Source organism: Constantimarinum furrinae (genome assembly GCF_014295415.1).
GTDB classification, from domain to species: domain Bacteria; phylum Bacteroidota; class Bacteroidia; order Flavobacteriales; family Flavobacteriaceae; genus Constantimarinum; species Constantimarinum furrinae.
Genome location: NZ_CP052909.1, coordinates 2,070,044 through 2,093,734, shown reverse-complemented (window position 1 = coordinate 2,093,734; position 23,691 = coordinate 2,070,044). Strand labels below are relative to the sequence as shown.

Below are 23,691 nucleotides of genomic sequence, written 5' to 3'. Positions count from 1 at the left end.
AACTTTCAAAATAGTTTTAATATGAAAACAGATCACTATACCAAGACCCTTCTTACCATTATTGCGTTTTGCCTAACATTTAATGTCGCTAAGGACCTGAACCTCGTTCCGTCGGCTTATGCTTCAGAAAAAATCAGTGCCCCTCCTGGAATTTCTTCAGAATATATGCTGGTTCCGGTAAATGCAGAAACCTCTACGATGGATGTTCGTATTGTAGATATCAATACCTACGACGAACTAAATGTAAACCTGAAAGGGGTCGATACCTACGACGAATTAAAAGTTAACCTAAAACGTATAGAAACTACAGACGAGCTCGATGTGAATATTGATGAAGTAGGTGGCAATTGGGTAAGTCACGGAGGCCCCATAAAGGTAAAGATTGACTAGATTATTTACGCTTAAAAGGTCTAATGATTAACCGGGCTGCCCGGTCGTAATTGATATAATTGTAGGTCCAGTTGAAAAAGGTAATGATTCGGTTTCTGAATCCTACCAAAAACCATAGGTGGACGAACATCCATATAAACCAGGCGATCGCACCACCGAAATGCATTTTCCAAATATCGGCTACCGCCTTGTTTCGTCCAACAGTAGCTAGTGTTCCCTTATCGAAATAGGAAAACTTCTTCATCGGTTTTCCCTTTAATATCAATTTGATATTTTTTGCCAAATGTTTCCCTTGCTGAATGGCAGGCTGTGCCACCTGTGGATGCCCATTTGGGAAATCTTCGGTTTCCATCAATGCAACATCCCCCAATGCGAATATATTGTCAAAACCTTCTACTCGATTGTATGCATCCACTTTATAACGGTTTACTTTAACCACCAAGGCCTTGCCATCGATTCCCGGAACCGGATTTCCCGTAACGCCGGCTGCCCATATAAACGTCTCCGTCTTAAAGGTTTTTCCATCTTGAGTAGTGACCGTAGTGCCATCATAGTTGTGCACCATGGTGTTTAGGTGAACTTCCACACCTAACTGACGTAAGTGTTTTTCGGCTTTGGCAGAAGAAACCGGACTCATAGGGAGCAATACTCTGTCTGCTCCTTCGAGTAGATGAACGTGCATTTCTTCTTCTTCGAGTTCGTGATAATCGTTTTCCAGGATCCCTTTTCTGAATTCGGCTAAAGCTCCTGCAAGTTCAACACCCGTTGGACCCGCTCCGGCGATCACGAAATTAAGTAATCGTTTGCGATCTTCATCGGTTGTAGCGAGTTCTGCCTTTTCAATATTCTGAAGAATGAGACTTCGCATGTTTAAAGCCTGCGGAACGGTTTTCATAGGCATACTGTTTGCTCTTATGGAGTCGTTTCCGAAGAAATTAGTCTTCGTACCGGTGGCAATTACCAGATAATCGTATGTAAGCGAACCAATTGAGGTATGTAGTTTCTTATTGTTTGGATCGATGCGGTCTACGGATGCCATTCTGAAGTAAAAATTTGTCTGCTTCCTAAAGATCTTCCGAAGTGGATAGGCAATGGAATCGGGTTCGAGACCTGCAGTGGATACCTGATATAACAGCGGTTGAAAAGTATGATAATTGTGCCTGTCGATTAATACGATTTGAACATCGAGTTTATAGAGTTTCTTAACAAGCGAAATACCTCCAAAACCCCCGCCGATAATAACAAAGCGAGGTGATTGGGAATCGGGAATATTCATAAGGATATATTGTACCATAAAGGTACGATTTAGGTTATAAATTTCAGTGTTTCCACTAATATTTATCATTTTTGTAACAATATAATCACAAGCGGTACTAATGCATTAACTAACGATCAATCATTGAAAAAAGAGCTCGAACATAGTTTTGTAACGCAACTCGAGGCAAACCAGAACATTGTACATAAGATCTGTAGATTATACACTAATAACAGTGACGCGCACAATGATCTGTTTCAGGAGATTACCATCCAGTTATGGAAGGCGTTTCCGAAGTTTAGAGGAGATTCCAAGTTTAGCACATGGATGTATCGTGTGGCGCTTAATACTGCCATTACCCTATACCGAAAGTCTAAACGGAGTATCGACACTCAGGATTTTGAATCGGTGAGTTTTAAGATCTCGGCTGAAGCTTATGACGATACTATAGAAGAACAATTAAAGTTGATGTACAATGCCGTTAAGACATTGAACGATATCGATAAAGCTTTGGTGTTTCTGTATCTGGAAGATAAAAACTACAGAGAAATTTCAGAAACACTTGGGATTTCGGAAGTTAACGCTAGAGTGAAAATGAACCGGATAAAAGAAAAATTAAGAACAATATTAAATCCGTAATACTATGGATGAATTAGATATATTAAAGAAAAATTGGCAGGCAGGAGAGCATGAATATCCTAAACTTACCTATAAGGATATTTATAAGATGTTACTTAAGAAGTCGTCATCCATCGTGAAATGGATCTTCCTAATAAGTATTGGAGAATTGATCCTTTGGACAGGCCTCGCTTTTCTTGTACCCGAATCAAGTAAGGTAATTAACGAAGAAATTGGATTAAAGACCACCTTTCTTATTTTGAATATCATCAACTATGTGATTTTCGGGATCTTTATCGTACTGTTCTATAAGAACTATAAAAAAATTCAGGTGACCGACTCCATAAAAACCTTGCTGGAAAATATATTGCGCACACGAAAAACAGTAAAATATTTCGTGATCTACAACGTAGGTACCGCAATTATTTTATTGATCGCAGTTAACCTTTATTATTATACCAAACAAGATCAATTGTATTCCATAATGACCGAAGCCTATTCGGCTTATGCCACCATTCCACCTGAAACTTTTACGTCGGTATTCTTTATGGGACAATTAATTGGCGGCGTAATAATGGTTGGAATATTACTAATTTTCTACAGACTTGTATACGGAATATTACTGAAACGTTTAAAGAAAAACTATAAGGAACTCAAAAAAATAGAGGTGTAGGATACCGTAGTATTTAAACTAATTCTATCAACTCTTTTACATTAATAGCGCCACTGACGTTCTTTGTTGAGTTCTTCCTCTTTCTGAATCTCTTCCTGCGGAATGACTTTTAAAAATGAGGGATGCTGCTCGATAGCATATTCAAGTTTTTCAACGATATCCTTTACCGAATCATTTTCATAATCGATGTCCAATGGTTTTTTGATCTCCATGGACTGTAAGATCCCTCTTTTTTTGATCCTGATTCCTTTTTTATCGAACGAGCGACGGAAACCGTCAATCACTATAGGAACGACAATGGGCTTATTGTGCTTAATGATATGAGCCGTACCACGACGAATGGGCTTCCAGGGCTTGGTAGTCCCCTGCGGAAAAGTTATTACCCAACCATCGTTAAGTGCTTTGGTGATATTGCTCACATCGCTCATTTTTACCTGCCGGTTTACTTCTTTACCTTCTGCACGCCAAGTACGATCGATACTCACAGATCCCGCATAGGCAAGAATCTTGGGAAGAAGTCCGCTTTGCATAGTTTCTCTGGCGGCGACAAAATATAAATTGAGCTTGGGTTTCCACAAATACCCGATGTTTTTAATATTATCATCTCTCCCGCTTAAACTGGCGTTAAATACATGAAACATGGCCACGACATCGGCAAAATAGGTCTGGTGATTCGAAACAAATAGCACGTTCGTATCGGGTAGGCTTTTAATGATCTCACTCCCTTCGATCTCCAAACGGTTAAATCCTTTAAATCTTCGATGCGTTAGAGCGCCCAAGATTCTAATCAACCAGCGTTTCAAAAAAAGTATATGACCAAAAGGATTTCTTTTAAAAAGCCCCATAGATGTTCTCCTATTTTTAAAAAAAATGAGCGGCTATAAAAAATAACCGAACTGCAAAGATACTAAAATTAGGTCGTTACAACACATCGTTTAAAAGGGCTCGTACTTCACTAAGCATCATAGCAGTAGCCCCCCACACCACATGATCATTGAGTAAATATGCAGGAACCTCGATCTCTGTTGCATAAGAAGTGGAAAGCGTTTCGGTAATTAAAATAGAGTCGTCCATAAAGTGAGAAAGCGGAACTTCTATCAATGCTTCTACCTCATCTTCCTGAGGTACGAAATGAGGTGTTTCATTGGTGATTCCCAGATATGGTTGAACAAAGAAATTGCTGGGTGGGATATAGATCTCCGTTAGCTTTTTTAACACTGAAATTCTCTCGCGGGATACTGCCACCTCCTCTTCTGTTTCCCTTAAAGCGGCATCTTCTAGCGATTCGTCTGTATCTTCCAGTTTCCCGCCCGGAAACCCTACCTGAGCCGAATGTACACCTTTATAGGTTTTACGCAGTATAAGGATGAGATGTGTTTCATTATGTGTTGAAGGATAAAACAACACCATGACGCCGGCGTGCCGTGCGGTCTTCTGCTTTTTGGCAAGTCTTTTTAGTTCTAGCAGGCGTTCCACCGGGGCCATTTTTAATTGAACGGCCTCCCCTGGAAGTTCCATTTTTGTTACTTTTACAATCCGTTTTACAAATTCCTGAAAATTCATTTATGAAGTATCTGCTATATCTGTCTGTAGGCCTTATATTCTTTTTTACAAGCTGTGAAGATAAGAAAAACACTTCAGCAGTACCTTCTGAAGTCACTTCGGAAGCGGAAAAAAATTCAGAGGAAAAGAACGATATTTCTGAAGAAAAAGCTAGTGCAAAGCAGAAGAGAACCTACCCGGAGATCACCAATCAAAATATGGTGGAATTCCTCACCAAATACGGAGCCGAAAATCCTGAAACCGAAGTCCTTGTATCTACTCAACACGGCGACATAGAAATAGAACTCTACAGAGATACTCCCTTGCATCGGGCAAACTTTATATATTTAGTAAAGCAAAAGTATTTCGATGGCAGTTTCTTTCACCGAGTAGTTCCCAATTTTATCATTCAGGGAGGTAACAGCGACAATGTAAAAACAACTAAAAAAAGAGCTGCAATTGGCAATGCTTATTTGCTGCCTGCGGAACTCGAGAACGGCAGAAAACATAGCTACGGGACCGTGAGCGGGGCCAAGGAATACCGTGAAAATCCCGATAATCGTACGGCTCCTTTCGAATTCTTTATATTTCTAGGTCCTCAATCATCTACCGGACATCTTAATGGAAATTATACCATCTTCGGGAAAGTGACCAAGGGAATGGATGTGGTTGAAAAAATAGCGAATCTTCCGGCCGACGAGGGTGACTGGCCCCTTCAAAATGTATATATCAAGGCTGAGGTCCTTCAGTAAGTTCCCGCTTATTGTAAATGGTAGGTAATGACAATTTAAAGTAAACGGCTAAAAGTCTTACAGTAATTACTACCGATCCTGAAATTATAACCACAAAATTCTCCGAAAGCGAAGTTTTCAGTAGTAAGAAATAGGTCACTCCTCCCAAGATGCATGCGGTGGCGTAAATTTCCTTCCTGAAAATAATGGGTATCTCATTACAAAGTATATCACGTATTACCCCTCCAAATACCGCCGACATGGTACCCAGAGCAATACAAATGATAGGCGGAAAATCGGCAGAGATCCCCTTCTCTACTCCAACGATGGTATAAAGCGCGATACCGATCGTATCGAACAAAAACAAAGAACGTCTAATATATCCCAGTTTCTTTCTAAATATTACTGCAAAAACTGAGGCTCCAACAATGACGTAAACGAAAGTTAGGTTGCGCATCCAGGTAATAGGAAAATCAATGAGTACATCGCGAAGCGTACCACCGCCTACTGCGGTTACAAAAGCAATAATTAGAATTCCGAAGGGATCCATTCGCTTTTTAAGTGCGGTTAACACACCTGAAATAGAAAAGGAAATAGTTCCCAAGATATCGATGATTAGAAAAAGGCTCACATGTTTTGGGTATAATAGTTATAGTCTTTTATCACTCTGTCAACAAATTGAATGGGTGTGCCTTCATAAGTAACCTCCATTACATTGGAGAGTCTTTCGGAAAGCTTCAGGATAACATTGTGGTTGCCATTGTACTTGGCATCGGTAAAGACATTTTTAATCGTTTGTATTTCGAGATCCGTAAAAATGGTGACCTGAGGATATAGGGGTTGGTAGTCTTCGGGAATATCGGCTAATATCGTTTGCGAAAAACTAATGGTCTTCTTTTCAGAGATCACTGTAGTTGTTGCCGCCATATCGCCTAAACGCTGACCCCTTCCGTTCATTAAGATGGTGACCAAAGCTAAGGCTCCGCTTGTAATACTAACATCGATGATCCTTAACAGCCAACGAAGTAGATAATTCGAAAATGCCGGTTTTGACCCGTCCAGTTTTACTACCCGGATCTTTAGTACTGCCTTTCCCGGACTCTGTCCGTTCCAAAACATTTCCCATAGCAAATGATACAGTAAAATAGGCAATCCGATGGTCATGATCACTAAAAAACTGAGGTCGGGACTCAGTTCTGTCCAAGCAAGAATTACAGAAACAATCACCACATAAATGATGAGAATAAGAAGGTCGATGAGGTATGCTAAAATTCGATCTCCTACCCCCGCAACATTTTGAACAATGTTGACATTTTGAGCAGTTTCTATTTGAAAATTATCCATTAATACTGTTTCTTTGAGGCAAAACAACCACGCTACAATGCGCGAAGCTGCATTTGCCAGACAAAATAAGGATAAATGGTTAAGATTTGAAAATGTTCTTCGGAATAATATTCAAATGCATCCCGATGAACTGAGTGCGCTATATTTGGAGGTTACCGACCACCTGAGTTATGCGCAGACCTTTTATCCGCAAAGTAATACATTGCAATACCTAAACAGCTTATCTGTTTTGGCGCACCAAAAGATTTATAAGACCAAAAGAGAGTCTCGTACTCGCTTTATAACATTTTATACTCGGGAGTTCCCGTTGTTTTTTTCACAATATCATAAGCAATTACTAATAGCATTTGTAACATTTTTACTTTTTGGTATCATAGGCGCATACTCGGCCGCTACCGATGGTGATTTTGTTCGACTTATTCTTGGGGACGGTTATGTTAATATGACGTTGGATAATATTGATAAAGGTGACCCAATGGCTGTGTATAAGGACATGGGAGAAATGAATATGTTTCTAGGAATTACCGTAAACAATATTAGAGTTGCTTTGCTGGCCTTTGCATTTGGTATGTTTTTAGGATTGGGCACCCTATTTATTCTAATGCGAAACGCTATTATGCTGGGGTCTTTCCAGTACTTTTTCTATGAACAGGGTCTTTTATGGGAATCGGCACGCACTATATGGATCCATGGAACCATCGAGATCTCGGTGATTATAATTGCAGGTTGTGCGGGACTTGTTCTTGGTAACAGTATTTTATTTCCGGGAACTTATACCAGGCTTCAATCCTTTGTGAGAGGTGCCAAGGACGGCCTTAAAATTTTACTGAGTACCATCCCCTTTTTCATTATTGCAGGATTTCTTGAAGGGTTTGTTACTCGCCATACCGAAATGCCCGATTGGCTGGCACTACTCATCATTGGAGGAACGTTTTATCTCATCGTTTACTATTACATCATTTACCCCATTAAACTTAAAAGAAGAAATGAAGGAGAAAATTCAGTTTAGAAAACAACGAGAGTTAGGGACCATCCTAACCGACCTCTTTAAATTTTTAAGATTGAACGGGGTACAATTATTCGGACTCATTTTCAGGATCGCCGGACCGGCCCTATTAGTGGTTGTATTGTCGTATGTCTATTATATGCAAACTGTTTTTGGCGGAATGGGTGGTAGTGGATGGATGACTAGTTCGAGCACAGGATTTGGAGAGGGTGTTGGTTTTCTTATTGCATTGGTGCTCTTACTTGTTTCTGCTATGGTGTATTACGCGCTGTTGTACGGGACTGTGCTTCATTCCATTAAGTCTTATGTAGAAAACAATGGTATGATCGTTAAAGAAGAAGTAACCGCAGGGGTAAGAGCCAATTTCTGGAGCTTGTTGGGAATGAGCATACTGGTAGGGATAATGGTCTTTTTTGGCGCACTATTTTGTTTGGCGCCGGGGATTTTTCTGGCCGTTGTACTGTCACTTACCTATGCTATCCATGTATTCGAAAAACGAGATGTTACCGATAGTATTAGTTACAGTTTTTCGCTTATTAAAGGCGAGTGGTGGATCACATTTGCCACATACTTGGTTTTAATTATCATTTATTACATACTCCTAATGATATTTCAGGTTCCTCAGTATATCTACTTTTTCGTAAAGGGAATCGCCTTTGCGGAAACAGTTTCGGCAGATCCGTCAGATATGTTTGATTGGGTCTATATGGTACTGAGCTCCATAGGAGTAATAGCTCAGTATCTGCTGCAAGCAATTATAGTTATCGCCACGGCCTTGATCTACTATAACTTGAATGAAAAGAAACACTTTACAGGTACTATGGAAACCATAGAATCCATAGGCAACAGGGAAGATTAATACTATGCGGATCGTTTTCATTTTAGGTGTATTTCTTATGTTTTTTTCTGAAGCACAGGCGCAAGACAGCCTGAGTGTGAATGAGGAAAACGTCGTACAATACGACAGGCGCACCCATTTGATACCGGTTGAGTTCAATTCTGAAAAGATTACAGATTATAAGAATGATGAGGATTTCAATTATACCGAACTTATAAAAGAACCCAATTTCTGGGATCGGTTTAAAATATGGTTAAGTGAGCTTTGGAGCCGCTTTTGGGAATGGCTGCTTGGGGACAATCAAAATACCTGGTTCTGGTCAAACTTTATTGCCATACTTCCGTATCTCATTATTGGTGGAATACTGTTTTTTATTATATGGCTTTTCTATAAACTGAATCCCGGAGCAAAACTTTTAGGAAGAAAGAAAGGACCCGAAGTGTTCTTTACCGAAGAGGAAGAGATCATAAAGACCAGGGACATTCAAAAACTCATTGACAGGGCATTACAACATAAGGATTACCGCTTGGCGGTTCGCTATCATTATCTTTTAATTCTGAAAAAACTCACCAATGCAGAAATTATCGATTACGAATTCGACAAAACCAATACTGATTATATTGAGGAGATCACTTCAGAAATGCTGAAAAATCAGTATAAAAAAGTAACGTTATTATACGATTATATCTGGTACGGAAGCTTTGCCGTCACCGAAACCGATTATCTTATTGCACAGGGCGCCTTTAAAAAACTTGAACATCAAATCCCCGACAATAATGAGTAGGTTTCAGAAAATAGCATTCTTTGGTCTGTTTATAATGGTTGCGGGCTTGGTGTATGTTGAAGCAACAAAACCTGTGCCTATCAGTTGGTTTCCCAGTTATTCTACTTTGGATAAGATTCCAATGGGAACCTATGTATTAAGCGATCTTCTGGAAACTTCCTATAATGACAAAATAAAAGCGTTTAGCAGACCTCCTTTTGAAGTCCTTCAGGATTCTACACTGCAGGGAACCTATTTGTTCATCAATAACCGTGTTGCTTTCGATAAAGCCGAATTCAACAAATTGTACAATTGGGTGGAAGAAGGAAATACCGTGTTTGTTTCGGCCAATCATCATAGTCGCATGCTTTTAGACACTTTGTCCCTAAAGGTAAATAATGCTTGGTTAAAAAATAGTCTCGCAACCGAGCCCATGCTTCAATTGGTAAATCCAAAATTGAAAAGTGAAAAGGTATATCATCTCGACAGAGATTTTATTGTCCCTTATTTTGAAGAGATCGACACCCTATCGCATACTGTACTTGGAATGGTAGAAGCGTATAAAGACACTATTGCTCTTTTACATCCGACAGCGAATTTTATAGAGGCTCCTATAGGCAATGGTAGATTTTTGATCCACAATCAGCCTGAGATCTTTTCCAATTATTTTTTGCTGAAAGACGACTATGCAACACATACACAACATGTTTTAAGTTATATAAATGACGACTCAATGATCTATTGGGATGATTACTACAAAAGTGGAAAAAAAGTAAATGTTTCCCCTCTGCGTATCATTCTGAATAGCAAATACCTAAAATGGGCCTACTATTTTGTACTCATAGGTGTGCTATTATATGTGTTGTTTGAAGGAAAACGAAAGCAGCGCAATATTCCAATTGTAAAACCTCTTACAAATAAAACCTACGAGTATACACAGACCATTTCGGGGATGTACCTCGATAAGAGACAATATCACGAAATTGCACAGAAACAGATCGTATTATTTTTTGAATTTATTCGTACGCGCCTTCGTGTCCCCACAGAGAGGATAAATGATCGGTTCTTTGAAACTATCGCTGCGCGAAGCGGAAATACTGTTGAAGATACTAAATCACTGTTTACCTTTATAGAAAAAGTACAACACCAGCATACTACCACCAAAGAAGAATTATTAAAACTCAATAAAGAGATCAATCAATATAAAAATAAGGTCGATGGAAAATCCTGAATCACAAAACGAAGAATTACAGTTTAACAGCCGCATCCCACTCCAAGAATTGCGTGATGCCGTAGATCAGATAAAAACACAGCTTGGAAAAATAATAATCGGTCAGCAGGACTTTATCGAGTTGCTCATTGTAAGTTTACTTGCAAATGGTCATGTACTTATTGAAGGTGTTCCGGGTATTGCCAAAACCATTACGGCAAAGCTCTTTGCAAAAACTTTGAAAACCGATTTCAGCAGGATACAGTTTACTCCCGACCTCATGCCGAGTGATGTTTTGGGAACTTCTGTCCTCAACATGAAATCATCTGAGTTTGAATTTAAAAAAGGCCCTATCTTTTCGAATATTGTGCTAATAGACGAGATCAATAGAGCGCCTGCCAAGACCCAGGCTGCGCTTTTTGAGGTTATGGAAGAGCGACAGATAACTATGGATGGAGAAAAATATATTATGGAATATCCCTTTATGGTTTTAGCAACACAAAATCCTGTAGAACAGGAAGGAACATATGCGCTTCCGGAGGCTCAACTCGATAGATTTTTGTTTAAAATAAAAGTGGGTTATCCTACTCTTGATGACGAAATAAACATTCTTAAAACACATCACAACCGCAAATTGGCTGTTCCTCAGGACGCGATTGAAGGTGTGCTTACCCCTGAAGCGCTGCGAAGTTTCCGGGAACAGGTACAGCACATTTTAATAGAAGAAAAGATCTTTAATTATATCGCACAGGTAGTAGATAAAACCCGTAATCATCCCCATTTATATCTGGGAGGATCCCCGCGTGCTTCGCTCGCAATTATGAATGCCTCCAAGGCATTTGCGGCCATCAACAATCGGGATTTCGTAACTCCCGATGATGTAAAACGGGCGCTCGCACCTGTATTAAGGCACCGAATCATTCTTTCTCCCGAACGAGAAATGGAAGGCATGTCTCCCGAAGCAGTTATCGATATGATCGCCCAATCAGTAGAAATTCCCCGTTAGTGATCAACTTTCTAAAATATCTGTATTTAAGTCCGCGTTTTTTTTATACACTAACGCTGCTTGCGCTGCTTTTTTTGATTTCACATTGGATGCCCAATTTGTATGGAATAGTTTGGCTACTGGTGTTGGGATTAGGTGTTTTACTACTCATCGAAATAAGTATGTTATATAGCGGCAAAGGCCTTAAAGGGGAACGAATCCTTCCGGAGAAATTCAGTAATAGCGATGATAATGAAGTATATATTCAGCTAAAAAACAGTTATCCCTTTAAGATCAGCGTAGTGATAATTGATGAATTACCCGTGCAGTTTCAGAAACGCGATTTTTTCAGAAAAAAAGAAATACCGGCTAAGGATAAAACTACATTACCCTACTTGGTACGGCCTGTAGATCGTGGGGAATATGTTTTCGGAAACCTTAATTGTTATGCCACGTCCATTATAGGTCTCGCCAGAAAACGCTATACATTTAACCATGAGCAATTAGTAAAAGTATATCCATCATTTATACAGATGAAGAAATATGACTTTTTGGCTATCGACAATCGATTATCCCATATTGGCTTAAAGAAGATCAGACGTATTGGTCATACGATGGAATTCGAGCAGATCAAGGAATATGTAGTTGGCGATGATGTACGTACTGTAAACTGGAAGGCAACTGCCAAACACGCTCAACTGATGGTGAATCAGTTTCAGGATGAAAAAATGCAACCCATTTATTCGGTCATCGATACCAGCCGGGTGATGAAGATGCCATTTAATGGACTCAAATTAGTGGATTATGCCATAAACAGTGCCTTGGCATTTTCAAATATTGCATTAAAAAAGAATGACAAGGTGGGATTGGTTGATTTTTCAAACAAAATAGGGAACTTCCTCCCTGCCCAGGCTAAAAAGACGTATCTGAATACTATTCTCGATACACTTTACAATATAGATACCAAGTTTTTGGATTCCGATTTTGGGCAGCTTCAGTCCCTGGTGAAAAGACAGATCACACACCGAAGTTTGCTGTTGTTGTATACGAATTTTGAGCACATTTCGGCCTTACACCGACAGTTGCCCTATTTATTGGCTATTGCAAAAAAACATGTATTGGTTGTAATCTTTTTCGAAAACACCGAGCTGAAGCGATTGTCTGAACAGGAATCCACGTCAATTCCGGATATTTTCGACCAAACCATTGCGCAACAGTTTCAATTTGATAAAAAAATAATCGTTAGGGAATTACAACAGCGGGGAATTCAAACCTTACTTACTGCACCCGAAGATCTCACCGTGAATACGATCAATAAATATCTGGAGATCAAAGCCAAGGGATTGCTTTAAAAATTAGGGAGGCATAGGATGTCGTGTCTGTAAATTTGTGGTCTAATTAATTCAATTGATCACTATTGATAAAAATGGTATGATGGTTTTGTGTTCTGAATTTAGAAAATTACTTTGGGGCTTACTTTTATGCTATCGGGTCTTGGTACAATGCCAAAAGTATAATTTTTTACTTGTTGTTGATTAGCCCCCGATTTACAAGAACCACTTCCCTGTTCATAATGCCAATGAATCTTAATATCATCTTGGTTTTAGTATCTCAGAATATGAAAGGAACCCCGATGATCACCGGTGGTACGCTGATATGAAATACCTTCCTTATTCAGTGGCATCAAGGAATCGAGATTATGATCTTAACATTGACAAGCTTAATTTTAATAAATGATAACTTTTGAATAGTCCATCGCTATAGATTTTATTGATAGATATCGTATATTTGTGTTTCAAAACTTTATGGCTATGACGATCACTCAATTAAAATATGTATTGGCAGTTGCTGAAAATCAGAATTTTACAAAGGCTGCTCAAAAAACCTTCGTAACACAGCCTACCTTGAGTATGCAAATCCAAAAACTGGAAGAGGAATTGGACATACTCATATTTGATCGAAGCAAAAAACCAATCGAACTTACTTCGGTAGGGAAAAAGATCGTTAGTCAGGCCCGAAGCATTGTGAATGAAGCCGACCGTATGCAGGATGTGGTAGACCAGGAGAAGGGATTTATTGGTGGAGCATTTAAATTAGGGATCATTCCAACAGTTATGCCTACGCTATTGCCGATGTTTCTGAAAAATTTTACGCGAAAATTCCCCAAGGTTCAACTCAAGATTGAAGAACTCACCACCGATGAGATCATAACAAAGATTAATGATGGTCATTTAGATGCGGCAATAGCTGCTACCCCTTTACATATAGATAAGATAAAGGAACGCGTATTGTACTACGAACCCTTTGTGGGTTATATTCCTGAAAGTCATCGTTTGGCCGTAAATAAGACCATAGACAGTAAAGATCTGGAGATTGATGATATATTGTTATTGGAGGACGGGCATTGCTTTAGGGACGGAGTTATCAATCTCTGTAAGGCATCCAAACTACAGCACGGTGAACCCTTTCAGCTGGAAAGCGGCAGTTTTGAAACCCTAATTAAACTTTCGGATGAAGGGCTAGGAATGACACTACTTCCATTTTTGCACACGATGGACGTTTCAGAACATCAAAAGAGAAACCTAAGATATTTCAACGATCCACCACCTGCACGTGAAGTGGGATTAATCTACAATAAAAGTGAACTGAAACTGCAGATCATCAATGCATTATACGACCTCATTTCGGGAGTGGTACGAGGTGCCATCGCCTTTCAGGATGTAAAGATCATCAGTCCGATAAAATAAACCCAATAGAAATAAAGAAAAAACCCTTCCTGTTGAACAGGAAGGGTTTTTTTATGGGTTTAAATAAATTAGACACTGATTCAATTGGGGGTTCTGCTTTATAAGAGCGTCAATCCAGATCTTTAATTCCTCTATTTCGTAGGGGAGTAATCTGGACATTGCCTTTTTTAACTCTTTACAGAACAAATTTACATCAAAACTTACTTTTGCAAGTACGGCTTTAGTGTAATCAAACATTGCTCTAGCCATAGTAAAATTGGATTTTTGTTAGGTTAAGTAGTTGTATGTATAGGCAGTATTTTTTTATTAAGCGTTTTAAATATAACTAAAAAAAGCATAGAAAATTCCTTTGTTACTGTAAATCTGTCTGTTAAAGTTTTCTAAATATTTAAATTCATTGTCTTAACCCCCTTTAAACATTAAACTTAGAATACAAACAGCTCTTACTTCTTAGTCTTTAATTTAACAGTCCATTCAAATGAAAAATTTGAAACCGTGTTACCTTCCTGGTCTCTTCCTTCTGCTTTCATCCAGCAGGTTTGTCCTTCTCCTGTAGCGATAGTCCTTGCAATCGCATCTTTTATGAGCAATCCGTCAGTACAATAGAATGAGATTCGCCCCTTGGCCTTTTTACTAAAAGACGCGTTATTGTTGGCCACCAGCATCGATACCGGTTTTTTTGATTCGTTAATATAACCCATGACCAGCGCACCCGTACTTAGTTCGGCAGCCATTCCCTGTACCGCCCAGAACATTGATTTAAAGGGATTCTGGTTGATCCATCGTAATTTCACAGAGGTAGTACAGGACGTATCGTTTATCGATTTCAGACGTACACCACACAAAAAAGCCGAGGGCAGTTTAAAAAAAAGAAATGCGTTGATCTTAGCCGGTGATAGCTGCATACGTGTGATTTTCTGCGAAGATATTCAATTAAATCCAGATATAATTTTGTTAATGTTTTGTTAATTTTTAGTACTATGCGTAACATAATACCTTCTTTTAGACATATATTTGTATAAGATTATAATGAATTATGGAACCAACACTTTCAGAAAATCAAAAAAACCTTGGAGCTCTGATACATATATCAACCTTCTCGAAGTATTTTTTCCCGTTTGCAAATTTCTTTGCTCCGCTTCTATTATGGACATTAAATAAGGAAAAACCTTTTGTTGACCACCATGGAAAGGAAGCCATCAACTTTCAGTTAAGTTTATTGGTATATACCTTATTAATCGGTTTGTTATGTATTCCTTTCTTTCTAATGTTTGTAACAGATTTTGTGTCATTAATCGAGACTATTGAGCATACTACTCACCATGTCACCTTTAATGAAGTGAGCAACCTTACGGGCATTGTAACATTATTTGGTATTGCAGCGCTCTTATTGTTTGGATTATTTGTCCTGGAGTTATATGCTGTGATTTCTGCAGCTGTAAAAGCTTCGAAGGGAGAATCCTATAAATATCCGTTGAGTATACCTTTTATAAAAACCACTAACCCTGTTTTAGCAGGAACAAATCAACAAGAAAATGAGCACACTAGTTAGTCTATTATTAGCAGCAATACTAAATATGATCTCAGTTCAGACCTATTCGGAAGAAATTAATCAAGCTTCCATCACCGAAATCAATTGCTGTAAATACCAAGTACATACCAGAAATGCTTGTCTAATCAATCAAGACGAACAGTTATTTTAAAATTAAACCAAGAAGATGAAAATCGAAAACACAAAAGCACAAATGCGTAAGGGAGTCTTGGAGTACTGCATCCTTTCTATTCTCAAAGATGGAGAGGCATATACTTCAGACATTCTTGAAACATTGAAAGACGCCAAAATGCTTGTCGTGGAGGGAACGATCTATCCCCTGCTCACCCGCCTTAAAAATTCGGGTCTGTTAGCCTACCGTTGGGAAGAATCCAGCAGTGGTCCGCCACGTAAGTATTACGAACTTACCGAAACCGGTAGATTATTTTTAAATGAATTAAATACCACCTGGAGTGAATTGCAACAGGCGGTAAACAGAGTAACCAGCGAAAACATTAAAAAATGAAAAAGACAGTAAATATAAATTTAGCAGGCACGTTCTTCCACATAGACGAAGACGCTTTTGCCAAACTACAACGCTATTTGGATGCGATTAAAAGATCGCTTTCAGATCCACAGGGCAGCGATGAGATCTTAAGAGATATTGAAGCCCGGATTGCTGAACTTTTTTCTGAAAAAATAGAGAACAGCTCACAAGTGATCTCTATCAAGGAATTAGATGCGGTTATCGCGGTTATGGGGCAGCCTGAAGACTATATGGTTGACGAAGAGATCTTTGAAGACACTCCCCCTACCTCCCGCTCGAGATCGCACGCCTCATATAAGCAATTATTCAGAGATATTGACAATAAATTCATTGCCGGTGTTTCCTCGGGATTAGGTCATTATCTGGGTATTGACGCCATTTGGGTTCGGCTTATCTGGATCTTACTAACTGTATTTTCCAGTGGGATCTTTATTGTATTCTATATACTATTCTGGATCCTTGTTCCTGCAGCCGAATCAACTTCAGATAAATTGAAAATGACAGGTGAAGCTGTCAATATATCGAATATTGAAAAAAAGTTTAAAGAAGGATATGAAAAAGTTGCGGATAGTGTAAAAAACGCAGACTATGACAAATACGGGAAAAAAGTGAAAAGCGGAGCTACCGGTTTTTTCGAAGCTCTCGGTAATATCCTTCTTACTATTTTAAAAATATTTGTCAAATTTATTGGAATCATTCTCATCATCGTATCACTTTCTACGCTAATAGGGCTTATTATTGGCTTGTTTACCTTCGGGTCTGTAGATATCTGGGGAAGCGGTGAATTCATGGACTATTTCTCTATGATAGACACTACCAACAGTCCGTTATGGCTTATATCACTAATGACACTGTTTGCAGTAGGTATTCCATTCTTTGTGCTGTTTATACTCGGACTCAAATTGCTTATCGACAATTTAAAATCCATAGGAACGGCAGCGAAGATCATTTTACTCATCCTTTGGGTGGCTTCTTTAATAGGACTGGGAATTATTGGATTACAACAAGCAACAACCAGAGCTTATGACGGGGAATTTATTACCGAAGAAACACTACCGGTACGCACAGGGGACACCCTGCGAATCGCTATGGGGTCTCTCAATGACTATACTTATAGTGTTCACAGAAATGACGGCCTGCGAATCAAGTACGACGAAAACGATAACAAGCAAATCTATTCAAACGATGTACGCTTCGCCGTACGATCTACGAATGATTCGATAGGAAAAATTATCCTTGAGAAAAAAGCACAGGGAGCGAGTTTTCTGGAAGCCAAACAATGGGCAGAAGCGATCGATTACAAGTATAACCTGGAAAATGGAACCTTAACACTTGACGGTTTCTTTACCACCGATCTCGCCAATAAGTACCGTGATCAGGAGGTAGAGATCGTGGTGTACTTACCTTTGGGTTCTATTCTGTATGCTGAAAGCGAGACCTATTCGTTTCACCGTAACTATTCCAGTTCGGGGGACATCCTCGATAACGGAGATGAGCAGCATTATCTTTTAATCCTTCAAAATAAAACACAATGTCTGGATTGTGCAAGTTCTGAAGCTAAGGATCCTTTAAAGGTTGATACACCCACTTCAGACTGGGAGAGTCAGCTGTATAAAGATCTTGAATTGGAAACTCCAGCAGAAGCTACCGATCCTTCCGAAGGATCAGAAAATACAACACCCGCAATCGATTCAACCACTATAAATAATAACAACTAAAACCGAGAAACATGAAAACTAGAAATCTATTCATAGCCTTTGTCGCAGTTTTTGCCTTAAGCAGCTGCCATTTTGATATCAATCTTGGACAGATCGACGGAAATGGAAATGTAACCACTCAGGACCGACAGGTGGATGGCGACTTTCACATAGTAAAAGGTAGCAGCGGTATTGACGTATACCTTACAGAAGGTTCAGAAAATAAGATCGTTGTAGAAGCTGACGAAAATTTACAGGACATAATCGAAACTGTAGTAATGGATGGTAAACTTACCATTCGGACTTCAGAAAATATTGGGCGATCTAAATCAAAGAAAGTACATGTTACGTTCACAAATTTGGATGGAATTATGGCGAGTAGCGGCTCAGATGTAATGTCAAATTCGGTTATTAAAAGCGAATCACTTAATCTGGATGCCAGTAGTGGTGCCGATCTCGAATTAGAGATCATCGCAAACACGGTTTATGCAGAAACAAGTAGTGGTGCCGATATGAAAATATCGGGAAAAGCATCATCGCTTTCTGCAAAGGCTTCCAGCGGAAGTGACATCAATGCCAAAGAACTACTTGTAGTAAGCTGTAATGCAGATGCATCAAGTGGTGCCGATATCACTGTAAACGTCAAGGATCGCTTAGATGCTGAAGCTACAAGTGGCGGAGATGTACACTATTTTGGCAATCCTGCTGCAGTGAATAATAAAGGTAGCCGCAGCGGCGGAGTACACAAAATGTAAAATACCATCAACTAATCAACTTGAAGGAGATCCGTCCCACTTGACTGTTGCGGACGGATCTTTTTTATTAAAAATCAGATCATGAGAATCTTAATGTTATGTTCACTTTTTATAGCTGCCGGTATGACGGCACAGGTAGATCCAAATTCAGAATTGTATAAAACTTTTCAGCAAAAAGACAGCATTTTGTTCGACGCAGGGTTTAACAATTGTGAATTAGACCTACTTGCCGATCAACTTACAGATGATCTGGAATTTTATCACGATCAGGGAGGATTTCAGGATAAAGCAGCATTTCTAAAAGCGATGAAGGATAATATTTGTTCATCCCCGTCCCAGAAACCAATCCGGAAACTTGTCGATGGCTCTATGAAGGTTTATCCAATGTATGACAACGGAATATTGTACGGAGCGATCGTAGAAGGGACGCATGAATTCTATATAAAAGAGCCGGATAAAGCCTTGTACAAAACCTCTTCTGCCCTCTTTTCGGGATTATGGATCCTTGAAAATAAGAATTGGAAAGCAAAGCGAATTTTCAGCTATCATCATCTACCTTCAGAAAAATAATACGTCGTATACTAGATCGTAAAAAAATTCGTTCACCAAGAACATCTCTGCTAATCATCATCGATCAAAACAAATAAAAATTCATGAAATACCTTTTTTTTGCCCTTTGCCTCTTTTTTTTAGTAAGCTGTAACAGTGACGATGATAAAAATAGCAACGCAAGCACTGAAGTGAACTTAAAGGATGGCTCCTGGGTGGTTAGCTACCTGTTTGTGGACAATATGGACGAAACCAATAACCTGGTGAGTTTCGAATTTGATTTTAAAAATAACCAAGTACTTTCTGCTCAAAACAACCTGTATTCGGACGATGGAACTTGGAATTATTCTAAGATGAATGAAGAAGAGGAAATCTCCATTGTTTTTACGGAAACCTATCCGTTGGGCTTGCTTTTCGGGGAATGGAAAGTGATGACAGCAGCCCCTACCAAGGTAGAACTTGTGTTAGAAGATGAACTTAACGGAAATATAGATTTCCTCACCTTCAGTAAACAATAAAAAACCGCCCCAAAACATTCAGCATGTTTTGAGACGGTTTGAAAAATAGGAAAACCTACATCACTATTTTACAAATACCTTGAATGGGATCCTTCCATTCTCGGTCTCTGCTTCCAGTAAATACATTCCTGTGGATAATTGTGACATATTGATCTGTCCGTCTGTAGCCTCTATTTTTGTTTGTTGAAGTATCTGTCCTGTTAGATTGTAGACTGTAATAGTCTTAATCGTTTCCGGAAAAGAAACCTGTAAAATATCAGTTACGGGGTTCGGATAGAACACGATCTTCTGTGTATCAAAATCTGAATTCCCAAGGATCATCGTAGTTGTAAATGTTATGGGACCTTCCCATGCACTTCCGTTTGTACCGCAAAGCGATTTCACGTATACGTCGTAAGTGGTTTCAGGATTAAGTCCTTCCAGTAAAACTTCGGTATCATTCGTCTGGATTCCTGAAGAAGCACCCGGATACACCGAACCTCCAGGTAAAACAATGTACTCATAACCCCCTACCGGTGCAGGAGACGGAGCCGTCCAACTTAGCAGTGCTGTTTCAGGAGTTATATCGGTCACTTCTACATCTGTTGGAAAGCTACATACTGGCGAATCATCGTATGCTGCGATCTTGTACGTACCAAAGGTTCCTACGCGTCCCCATACTCTTACCAGAATTTCGGTACCGGGTTGCATATCGGTAAGCTCAATGTAGTTGAAGAATCCTTCTCCCTCGTCTGAACTACAAACCAGAGAATTAAGATCGTCGCACGGACCAAGGTAGGCCTGCATACCGGGATCCCATAGATACGGGTCATTATTCGTTTTGGTCTCCAACACCAATCGTCCCGATTGCGGAATTTCCACAGAATACCATACATCTTTCCCCTTAATGTCAAACTCAAGATTATCGCACGATGGGATAGGATCATTTGGGTTACGAGTAGCCGAAGTATTATCGCCAATCACAAAACTACTGTTAAAGTCTAGGCCTGCTGTTAACGGAATCGCCGCAGAACACTCATCATTAGATGGCGCCGGTGGCGATGGATACACACATAACTCGAAGAATACCGGGATAGAAGTAGCCGAGCTAGAAACCGCCACGTAGTAGGTTTCGCCCGCAACAAGATCCACAGTCTGTAGATACGAGGTACAATTCTCAGTCACTTGTGTTAAATTTCCGGGAGTACCTTCGTAAACCGATAGGGAAGTGACTCCTCCTCCGTTTATGATATCTCTTCGGAACGTATAGTTTGCCGTACTGTTTGGCACAAAAGTGTACCAAACGTCATTGGTAGTCGCACCGCATTCAGAGTCCGCAGAATGAGTACTGGAAGCAGTATATCCGCTTACCGCATTGTTGCAACTGTTGTTATTCGATTCGGTAATGCTAAAGGCTCCTATAGGCTCATCATTTGCCGGTACTTCCGGCATTTTATAAACGCACAGTGAAAACTGTGCAGTTTCCACATCACTGGCTACCGATACGAAATAAGTCTGTCCCGCATTTAAATTCTGAATAGTATATCGCGTAGAACAACCTCCGGAAAGCGCCGTAAAGTTACCGGTATACCCTTCAAAAACAAACATACTTACATCCTCTCCTGTGACATTTTCGGTGGCAAATGCATATTCGCCAGATTCGGTAGGTATAAATCGATACCACAAATCGTTAAAATTGCTATAGGTAGGCCCTGTACATGGAAAGTCAGCAGATTGTGTTGCACCTGCAAAATCACCGATAATCGCGTTATTACAAGTGTAATCTGTAGAAGCTGTCAACACATTAGACGTATAAGGCTCATCGTTAAAACCCTGTACCGGGTTAAACTCATAATTAAAGTCATCCATAAACACATATTGGGTCGCTCCGGTACCCGAATGCTGTGGCTTAATCGCGATATACTTATGGTTAAGGTTAGTATCGTAAGTAGAAAAATCGATAGTAAATTCGGTCCAGGTATCGGCTACTACTGTGGATTGATTAAGTGATGTATTGTCGATCACCTGAAAAGAAGCCATATCGGTTGGGCTGGCAACTGTACCAATAAGGATATTCATATCGGCTTCGTTCCCGGTTCTTTTATTCATTCGGAAACGAATCTGCTTATCCACATTAAGATCGGCAAACTCAGGAGAAATCAACACAAGACCTTCAGGATCGGCACTGGACGGAAAATAAATACGAAGTTGTAAATTTCCTTCAAAAGGGTTTATTCCGAAGCTATTTCCATAGGTTTTAAAATCGCCAATCGTAGTGTCGTAAACAGACCAGCACGGCTTAATCTCTTCGGAACTAACATTGGGTCCTTCAAAACTGTCGTAGTATTCGGCTGTAAAACTGCTACACGCTGAAGTAAATACTTCTGAAGCAATCCAGGCTCCAAAATCGGTTGTCGAACATTTTGCTCTAACGTAAGCGATATAGTCGGTATTCTGAGATAAAGGAACCGTTGCGGCATTGGTAGATACTTCGGTACCCGAATCAGATGGACCGGGTGACGGAGCTGATGCTTCCAGAATTAAATATTCCCAGGCTATTTCACTCGAACCACTCCCTGTCCAGCTAATTTCTGCCGAGTTGTACTGTACATTATTTGCTTCAACATCACTCACTTCCAGACAGGAAGGTATGTCCTCTATACAAACTTCGTTGATCCATACATACTTATTAATAGTACCTCCATGTTTAAATGCATAATTTGCATGACCGTTATTGGGTAGGTCAACGATGTATTGGGTGTTTCTGTCGGAGTTTAAAGTTAGCGTAGTGATCTGTACAAAACTACCACTACCGTCAATGGTACCTACTTCAAGAAGATCGGGAGAGGCATCGGATGCTCCGGCAGTGAATTTGAGTCGGTGCGTCCCGTCTGTTGCAAATGTAACATCCGGTGAGATCGCCATAATATTTCCAACAGTTGAACTAACCACATGCAATTCGAACATATTCTTGCTATATGAAAATTCGTAATCCACATACGCATGACCGCCGGATCCCGGGTCATCCTCAACACTCCAACAAAAAGGAACAGTATTATCCGGTATTCCCACAAAATCTTCACAATAGTTCGCAGTAATGATCCCACAATCGGTTCTTAGTGTAGCTGCAGCCATGATCCATGCTCCATAATCACCACCTCCGCAATTTGCGCGTACATAGGCTTCATATTCGGTATCCATTTCAAGATTGTCGACTGTAAGGGATGGAGTTGTACTGGTAGAAGTATAAGCTGTTCCATTGGTCGTTGGAACTCCTGTGCCTACTTCCTGAACCACATATTCCCAGGCATCTTCATTGGAGTTACTCTCATTCCAACTTAAATCTACGGTTGTTTCCGTTGGATTAGACATCACAATATTTGAAACTTCCAGACAGGTTGGGATCACTTCCACACAAATACTGTCCAGATTCACCTGTGAATTGGTCGTAGCAAGATCGTGTTGAAATGCCATATATTGATCGGTTCCGGCAGGAATAGCAATTTCGTAATACGTCCAGTTTGAAGATGGTACTAACGTAGTTATAGGAGTAAGAGTTCCCGAACCGTCATTAGCGTTTATGGTTCCCAGGATCAAGCTTGAACCTCCAAATCCCTGTAAATAAAATTTTACACGGTGATTACCGTCGGAAGTTGTTGCATTCAGGGGAGAAATGAAAATGAGGTCTCCTGTTGTGGCATTGCCACTGTACATTCTGAAATATTTCCCCGGTGAGGGAGCTGAAGGATTTGAGGTAACCTGTCCGTACACAAGACTTGTTCCATCGGTATTATTTATCATGGTCCAGTTTGTTGGAACTGTACCGTTCGCATAGGTATCGAAATTCTCTGCTATTTCACATTGGGCATTTAATAATTGCCCGATACTCAGCATACATACCAGTAAAAGTTGTAGTGATGTTTTCATTATTGTAATTTTTTAATAGTGATTTAATTCGAAAACAAACCTACTATTATATATGGCCTCCTGAAAGTAAAGTATTTTCGTTTTAA

25 protein-coding genes are annotated in these 23,691 nt (G+C 39.7%); 17 read left to right on the top strand and 8 right to left on the bottom strand.

Annotated elements, in window-relative coordinates:
- Positions 1–21 precede the first annotated feature (21 nt).
- A complete protein-coding gene (locus ALE3EI_RS09580; RefSeq protein WP_186988105.1) occupies positions 22–390 on the top strand; it encodes a hypothetical protein in 369 nt (122 codons plus the stop codon).
- A gap of 1 nt (position 391) precedes the next feature.
- Here ALE3EI_RS09580 and ALE3EI_RS09575 read toward each other — a convergent pair whose 3' ends face one another.
- The gene (locus ALE3EI_RS09575) at positions 392–1,666 is read right to left on the bottom strand and encodes an NAD(P)/FAD-dependent oxidoreductase (protein ID WP_186992346.1); all 1,275 of its coding nucleotides are present in this window, start codon (positions 1,664–1,666) and stop codon (positions 392–394) included.
- 123 nt (positions 1,667–1,789) lie between these two features.
- On the opposite strand from ALE3EI_RS09575, the gene ALE3EI_RS09570 reads away from it, so the two are divergent.
- Positions 1,790–2,284 (top strand): RNA polymerase sigma factor, encoded by a 495-nt coding sequence (locus tag ALE3EI_RS09570; RefSeq protein WP_186988104.1) that lies wholly within the window; start codon positions 1,790–1,792, stop codon positions 2,282–2,284.
- A gap of 4 nt (positions 2,285–2,288) precedes the next feature.
- The gene (locus tag ALE3EI_RS09565; RefSeq protein ID WP_186988103.1) at positions 2,289–2,936 is read left to right on the top strand and encodes a hypothetical protein; all 648 of its coding nucleotides are present in this window, start codon (positions 2,289–2,291) and stop codon (positions 2,934–2,936) included.
- A 41-nt stretch (positions 2,937–2,977) separates the two neighbouring features.
- Here ALE3EI_RS09565 and ALE3EI_RS09560 read toward each other — a convergent pair whose 3' ends face one another.
- Together ALE3EI_RS09560 and ALE3EI_RS09555 are read right to left on the bottom strand one after the other, a co-directional pair.
- A complete protein-coding gene (locus ALE3EI_RS09560) occupies positions 2,978–3,781 on the bottom strand; it encodes a lysophospholipid acyltransferase family protein (RefSeq protein WP_186988102.1) in 804 nt (267 codons plus the stop codon).
- Positions 3,782–3,857: 76 nt separating this feature from the next.
- Positions 3,858–4,454 (bottom strand): NUDIX hydrolase, encoded by a 597-nt coding sequence (locus ALE3EI_RS09555; RefSeq protein ID WP_317172947.1) that lies wholly within the window; start codon positions 4,452–4,454, stop codon positions 3,858–3,860.
- Between the two features lie 47 nt (positions 4,455–4,501).
- Between ALE3EI_RS09555 and ALE3EI_RS09550 the strand changes: the two genes are divergently transcribed.
- Positions 4,502–5,230, top strand: coding sequence for a peptidylprolyl isomerase (locus ALE3EI_RS09550; protein WP_186988100.1), 729 nt, complete (start codon positions 4,502–4,504; stop codon positions 5,228–5,230).
- On the opposite strand, the gene ALE3EI_RS09545 is transcribed toward ALE3EI_RS09550, so the two are convergent.
- Both ALE3EI_RS09545 and ALE3EI_RS09540 read right to left on the bottom strand, forming a co-directional pair.
- Complete coding sequence (locus ALE3EI_RS09545) at positions 5,208–5,840, bottom strand: trimeric intracellular cation channel family protein (protein ID WP_186988099.1); 633 nt, start codon at positions 5,838–5,840, stop codon at positions 5,208–5,210. The two genes, ALE3EI_RS09550 and ALE3EI_RS09545, sit on opposite strands and share 23 nt — an antisense overlap.
- On the bottom strand, positions 5,837–6,553 hold the full coding sequence (locus ALE3EI_RS09540; protein ID WP_186988097.1) for an RDD family protein: 717 nt from the start codon (positions 6,551–6,553) through the stop codon (positions 5,837–5,839). Before ALE3EI_RS09540 ends, ALE3EI_RS09545 begins: the two co-directional genes overlap by 4 nt.
- A 37-nt stretch (positions 6,554–6,590) precedes the next feature.
- On the opposite strand from ALE3EI_RS09540, the gene ALE3EI_RS09535 reads away from it, so the two are divergent.
- The 7 genes from ALE3EI_RS09535 to ALE3EI_RS09505 all read left to right on the top strand — a co-directional run bounded on the left by ALE3EI_RS09535 (position 6,591) and on the right by ALE3EI_RS09505 (position 14,102).
- Entirely contained in the window at positions 6,591–7,562 is a 972-nt protein-coding gene (locus ALE3EI_RS09535; RefSeq protein WP_186988095.1) for a stage II sporulation protein M, read from the top strand.
- Complete coding sequence (locus tag ALE3EI_RS09530) at positions 7,540–8,418, top strand: hypothetical protein (RefSeq protein ID WP_186988093.1); 879 nt, start codon at positions 7,540–7,542, stop codon at positions 8,416–8,418. The genes ALE3EI_RS09535 and ALE3EI_RS09530 overlap by 23 nt, the downstream gene beginning before the upstream one ends.
- A gap of 4 nt (positions 8,419–8,422) precedes the next feature.
- On the top strand, positions 8,423–9,181 hold the full coding sequence (locus ALE3EI_RS09525; protein WP_186988091.1) for a DUF4129 domain-containing protein: 759 nt from the start codon (positions 8,423–8,425) through the stop codon (positions 9,179–9,181).
- On the top strand, positions 9,174–10,391 hold the full coding sequence (locus ALE3EI_RS09520) for a DUF4350 domain-containing protein (RefSeq protein ID WP_186988089.1): 1,218 nt from the start codon (positions 9,174–9,176) through the stop codon (positions 10,389–10,391). The genes ALE3EI_RS09525 and ALE3EI_RS09520 overlap by 8 nt, the downstream gene beginning before the upstream one ends.
- On the top strand, positions 10,378–11,376 hold the full coding sequence (locus tag ALE3EI_RS09515) for an AAA family ATPase (RefSeq protein ID WP_186988087.1): 999 nt from the start codon (positions 10,378–10,380) through the stop codon (positions 11,374–11,376). The genes ALE3EI_RS09520 and ALE3EI_RS09515 overlap by 14 nt, the downstream gene beginning before the upstream one ends.
- Complete coding sequence (locus ALE3EI_RS09510) at positions 11,376–12,707, top strand: DUF58 domain-containing protein (protein ID WP_233279950.1); 1,332 nt, start codon at positions 11,376–11,378, stop codon at positions 12,705–12,707. Before ALE3EI_RS09515 ends, ALE3EI_RS09510 begins: the two co-directional genes overlap by 1 nt.
- A gap of 459 nt (positions 12,708–13,166) precedes the next feature.
- Positions 13,167–14,102 carry a hydrogen peroxide-inducible genes activator gene (locus ALE3EI_RS09505; protein WP_186988085.1) on the top strand — a complete coding sequence of 312 codons (936 nt, stop codon included), beginning with the start codon at positions 13,167–13,169 and terminating at the stop codon, positions 14,100–14,102.
- Positions 14,103–14,153: 51 nt separating this feature from the next.
- Here ALE3EI_RS09505 and ALE3EI_RS13735 read toward each other — a convergent pair whose 3' ends face one another.
- Positions 14,154–14,351, bottom strand: coding sequence for a hypothetical protein (locus tag ALE3EI_RS13735; RefSeq protein ID WP_233279949.1), 198 nt, complete (start codon positions 14,349–14,351; stop codon positions 14,154–14,156).
- 194 nt (positions 14,352–14,545) lie between these two features.
- Positions 14,546–15,007, bottom strand: a complete 462-nt coding sequence (locus ALE3EI_RS09500; RefSeq protein WP_186988083.1) for a DUF4442 domain-containing protein — start codon at positions 15,005–15,007, stop codon at positions 14,546–14,548.
- A gap of 131 nt (positions 15,008–15,138) precedes the next feature.
- On the opposite strand from ALE3EI_RS09500, the gene ALE3EI_RS09495 reads away from it, so the two are divergent.
- The 6 genes from ALE3EI_RS09495 to ALE3EI_RS09470 all read left to right on the top strand — a co-directional run bounded on the left by ALE3EI_RS09495 (position 15,139) and on the right by ALE3EI_RS09470 (position 19,699).
- The gene (locus ALE3EI_RS09495; protein WP_186988081.1) at positions 15,139–15,654 is read left to right on the top strand and encodes a DUF4870 domain-containing protein; all 516 of its coding nucleotides are present in this window, start codon (positions 15,139–15,141) and stop codon (positions 15,652–15,654) included.
- Between the two features lie 166 nt (positions 15,655–15,820).
- Positions 15,821–16,159, top strand: a complete 339-nt coding sequence (locus ALE3EI_RS09490) for a PadR family transcriptional regulator (protein WP_186988079.1) — start codon at positions 15,821–15,823, stop codon at positions 16,157–16,159.
- Positions 16,156–17,898 (top strand): PspC domain-containing protein, encoded by a 1,743-nt coding sequence (locus ALE3EI_RS09485; protein ID WP_186988077.1) that lies wholly within the window; start codon positions 16,156–16,158, stop codon positions 17,896–17,898. The genes ALE3EI_RS09490 and ALE3EI_RS09485 overlap by 4 nt, the downstream gene beginning before the upstream one ends.
- An 11-nt stretch (positions 17,899–17,909) precedes the next feature.
- On the top strand, positions 17,910–18,632 hold the full coding sequence (locus tag ALE3EI_RS09480; RefSeq protein ID WP_186988075.1) for a head GIN domain-containing protein: 723 nt from the start codon (positions 17,910–17,912) through the stop codon (positions 18,630–18,632).
- Positions 18,633–18,713: 81 nt separating this feature from the next.
- On the top strand, positions 18,714–19,202 hold the full coding sequence (locus ALE3EI_RS09475; protein WP_186988073.1) for a nuclear transport factor 2 family protein: 489 nt from the start codon (positions 18,714–18,716) through the stop codon (positions 19,200–19,202).
- 83 nt (positions 19,203–19,285) lie between these two features.
- Entirely contained in the window at positions 19,286–19,699 is a 414-nt protein-coding gene (locus tag ALE3EI_RS09470; protein ID WP_186988071.1) for a hypothetical protein, read from the top strand.
- A gap of 63 nt (positions 19,700–19,762) precedes the next feature.
- Here the strand turns inward: ALE3EI_RS09470 and ALE3EI_RS09465 are convergent, their stop codons facing one another.
- The gene (locus ALE3EI_RS09465) at positions 19,763–23,605 is read right to left on the bottom strand and encodes a fibronectin type III domain-containing protein (protein ID WP_186988069.1); all 3,843 of its coding nucleotides are present in this window, start codon (positions 23,603–23,605) and stop codon (positions 19,763–19,765) included.
- Positions 23,606–23,691: the final 86 nt, after the last annotated feature.

Excerpts from the sequence above, each read along its gene's own strand:
- ALE3EI_RS09580 (WP_186988105.1), top strand. The coding sequence starts at position 22 with ATGAAAACAGATCACTATACCAAGACCCTTCTTACCATTATTGCGTTT.
- ALE3EI_RS09575 (WP_186992346.1), bottom strand. The coding sequence starts at position 1,666 with ATGAATATTCCCGATTCCCAATCACCTCGCTTTGTTATTATCGGCGGG.
- ALE3EI_RS09565 (WP_186988103.1), top strand. The coding sequence starts at position 2,289 with ATGGATGAATTAGATATATTAAAGAAAAATTGGCAGGCAGGAGAGCAT.
- ALE3EI_RS09560 (WP_186988102.1), bottom strand. The coding sequence starts at position 3,781 with ATGGGGCTTTTTAAAAGAAATCCTTTTGGTCATATACTTTTTTTGAAA.
- ALE3EI_RS09555 (WP_317172947.1), bottom strand. The coding sequence starts at position 4,454 with ATGGAACTTCCAGGGGAGGCCGTTCAATTAAAAATGGCCCCGGTGGAA.
- ALE3EI_RS09550 (WP_186988100.1), top strand. The coding sequence starts at position 4,502 with ATGAAGTATCTGCTATATCTGTCTGTAGGCCTTATATTCTTTTTTACA.
- ALE3EI_RS09540 (WP_186988097.1), bottom strand. The coding sequence starts at position 6,553 with ATGGATAATTTTCAAATAGAAACTGCTCAAAATGTCAACATTGTTCAA.
- ALE3EI_RS09535 (WP_186988095.1), top strand. The coding sequence starts at position 6,591 with ATGCGCGAAGCTGCATTTGCCAGACAAAATAAGGATAAATGGTTAAGA.
- ALE3EI_RS09530 (WP_186988093.1), top strand. The coding sequence starts at position 7,540 with ATGAAGGAGAAAATTCAGTTTAGAAAACAACGAGAGTTAGGGACCATC.
- ALE3EI_RS09525 (WP_186988091.1), top strand. The coding sequence starts at position 8,423 with ATGCGGATCGTTTTCATTTTAGGTGTATTTCTTATGTTTTTTTCTGAA.
- ALE3EI_RS09520 (WP_186988089.1), top strand. The coding sequence starts at position 9,174 with ATGAGTAGGTTTCAGAAAATAGCATTCTTTGGTCTGTTTATAATGGTT.
- ALE3EI_RS09515 (WP_186988087.1), top strand. The coding sequence starts at position 10,378 with ATGGAAAATCCTGAATCACAAAACGAAGAATTACAGTTTAACAGCCGC.
- ALE3EI_RS09505 (WP_186988085.1), top strand. The coding sequence starts at position 13,167 with ATGACGATCACTCAATTAAAATATGTATTGGCAGTTGCTGAAAATCAG.
- ALE3EI_RS13735 (WP_233279949.1), bottom strand. The coding sequence starts at position 14,351 with ATGGCTAGAGCAATGTTTGATTACACTAAAGCCGTACTTGCAAAAGTA.
- ALE3EI_RS09500 (WP_186988083.1), bottom strand. The coding sequence starts at position 15,007 with ATGCAGCTATCACCGGCTAAGATCAACGCATTTCTTTTTTTTAAACTG.
- ALE3EI_RS09495 (WP_186988081.1), top strand. The coding sequence starts at position 15,139 with ATGGAACCAACACTTTCAGAAAATCAAAAAAACCTTGGAGCTCTGATA.
- ALE3EI_RS09490 (WP_186988079.1), top strand. The coding sequence starts at position 15,821 with ATGAAAATCGAAAACACAAAAGCACAAATGCGTAAGGGAGTCTTGGAG.
- ALE3EI_RS09485 (WP_186988077.1), top strand. The coding sequence starts at position 16,156 with ATGAAAAAGACAGTAAATATAAATTTAGCAGGCACGTTCTTCCACATA.
- ALE3EI_RS09480 (WP_186988075.1), top strand. The coding sequence starts at position 17,910 with ATGAAAACTAGAAATCTATTCATAGCCTTTGTCGCAGTTTTTGCCTTA.
- ALE3EI_RS09475 (WP_186988073.1), top strand. The coding sequence starts at position 18,714 with ATGAGAATCTTAATGTTATGTTCACTTTTTATAGCTGCCGGTATGACG.
- ALE3EI_RS09470 (WP_186988071.1), top strand. The coding sequence starts at position 19,286 with ATGAAATACCTTTTTTTTGCCCTTTGCCTCTTTTTTTTAGTAAGCTGT.
- ALE3EI_RS09465 (WP_186988069.1), bottom strand. The coding sequence starts at position 23,605 with ATGAAAACATCACTACAACTTTTACTGGTATGTATGCTGAGTATCGGG.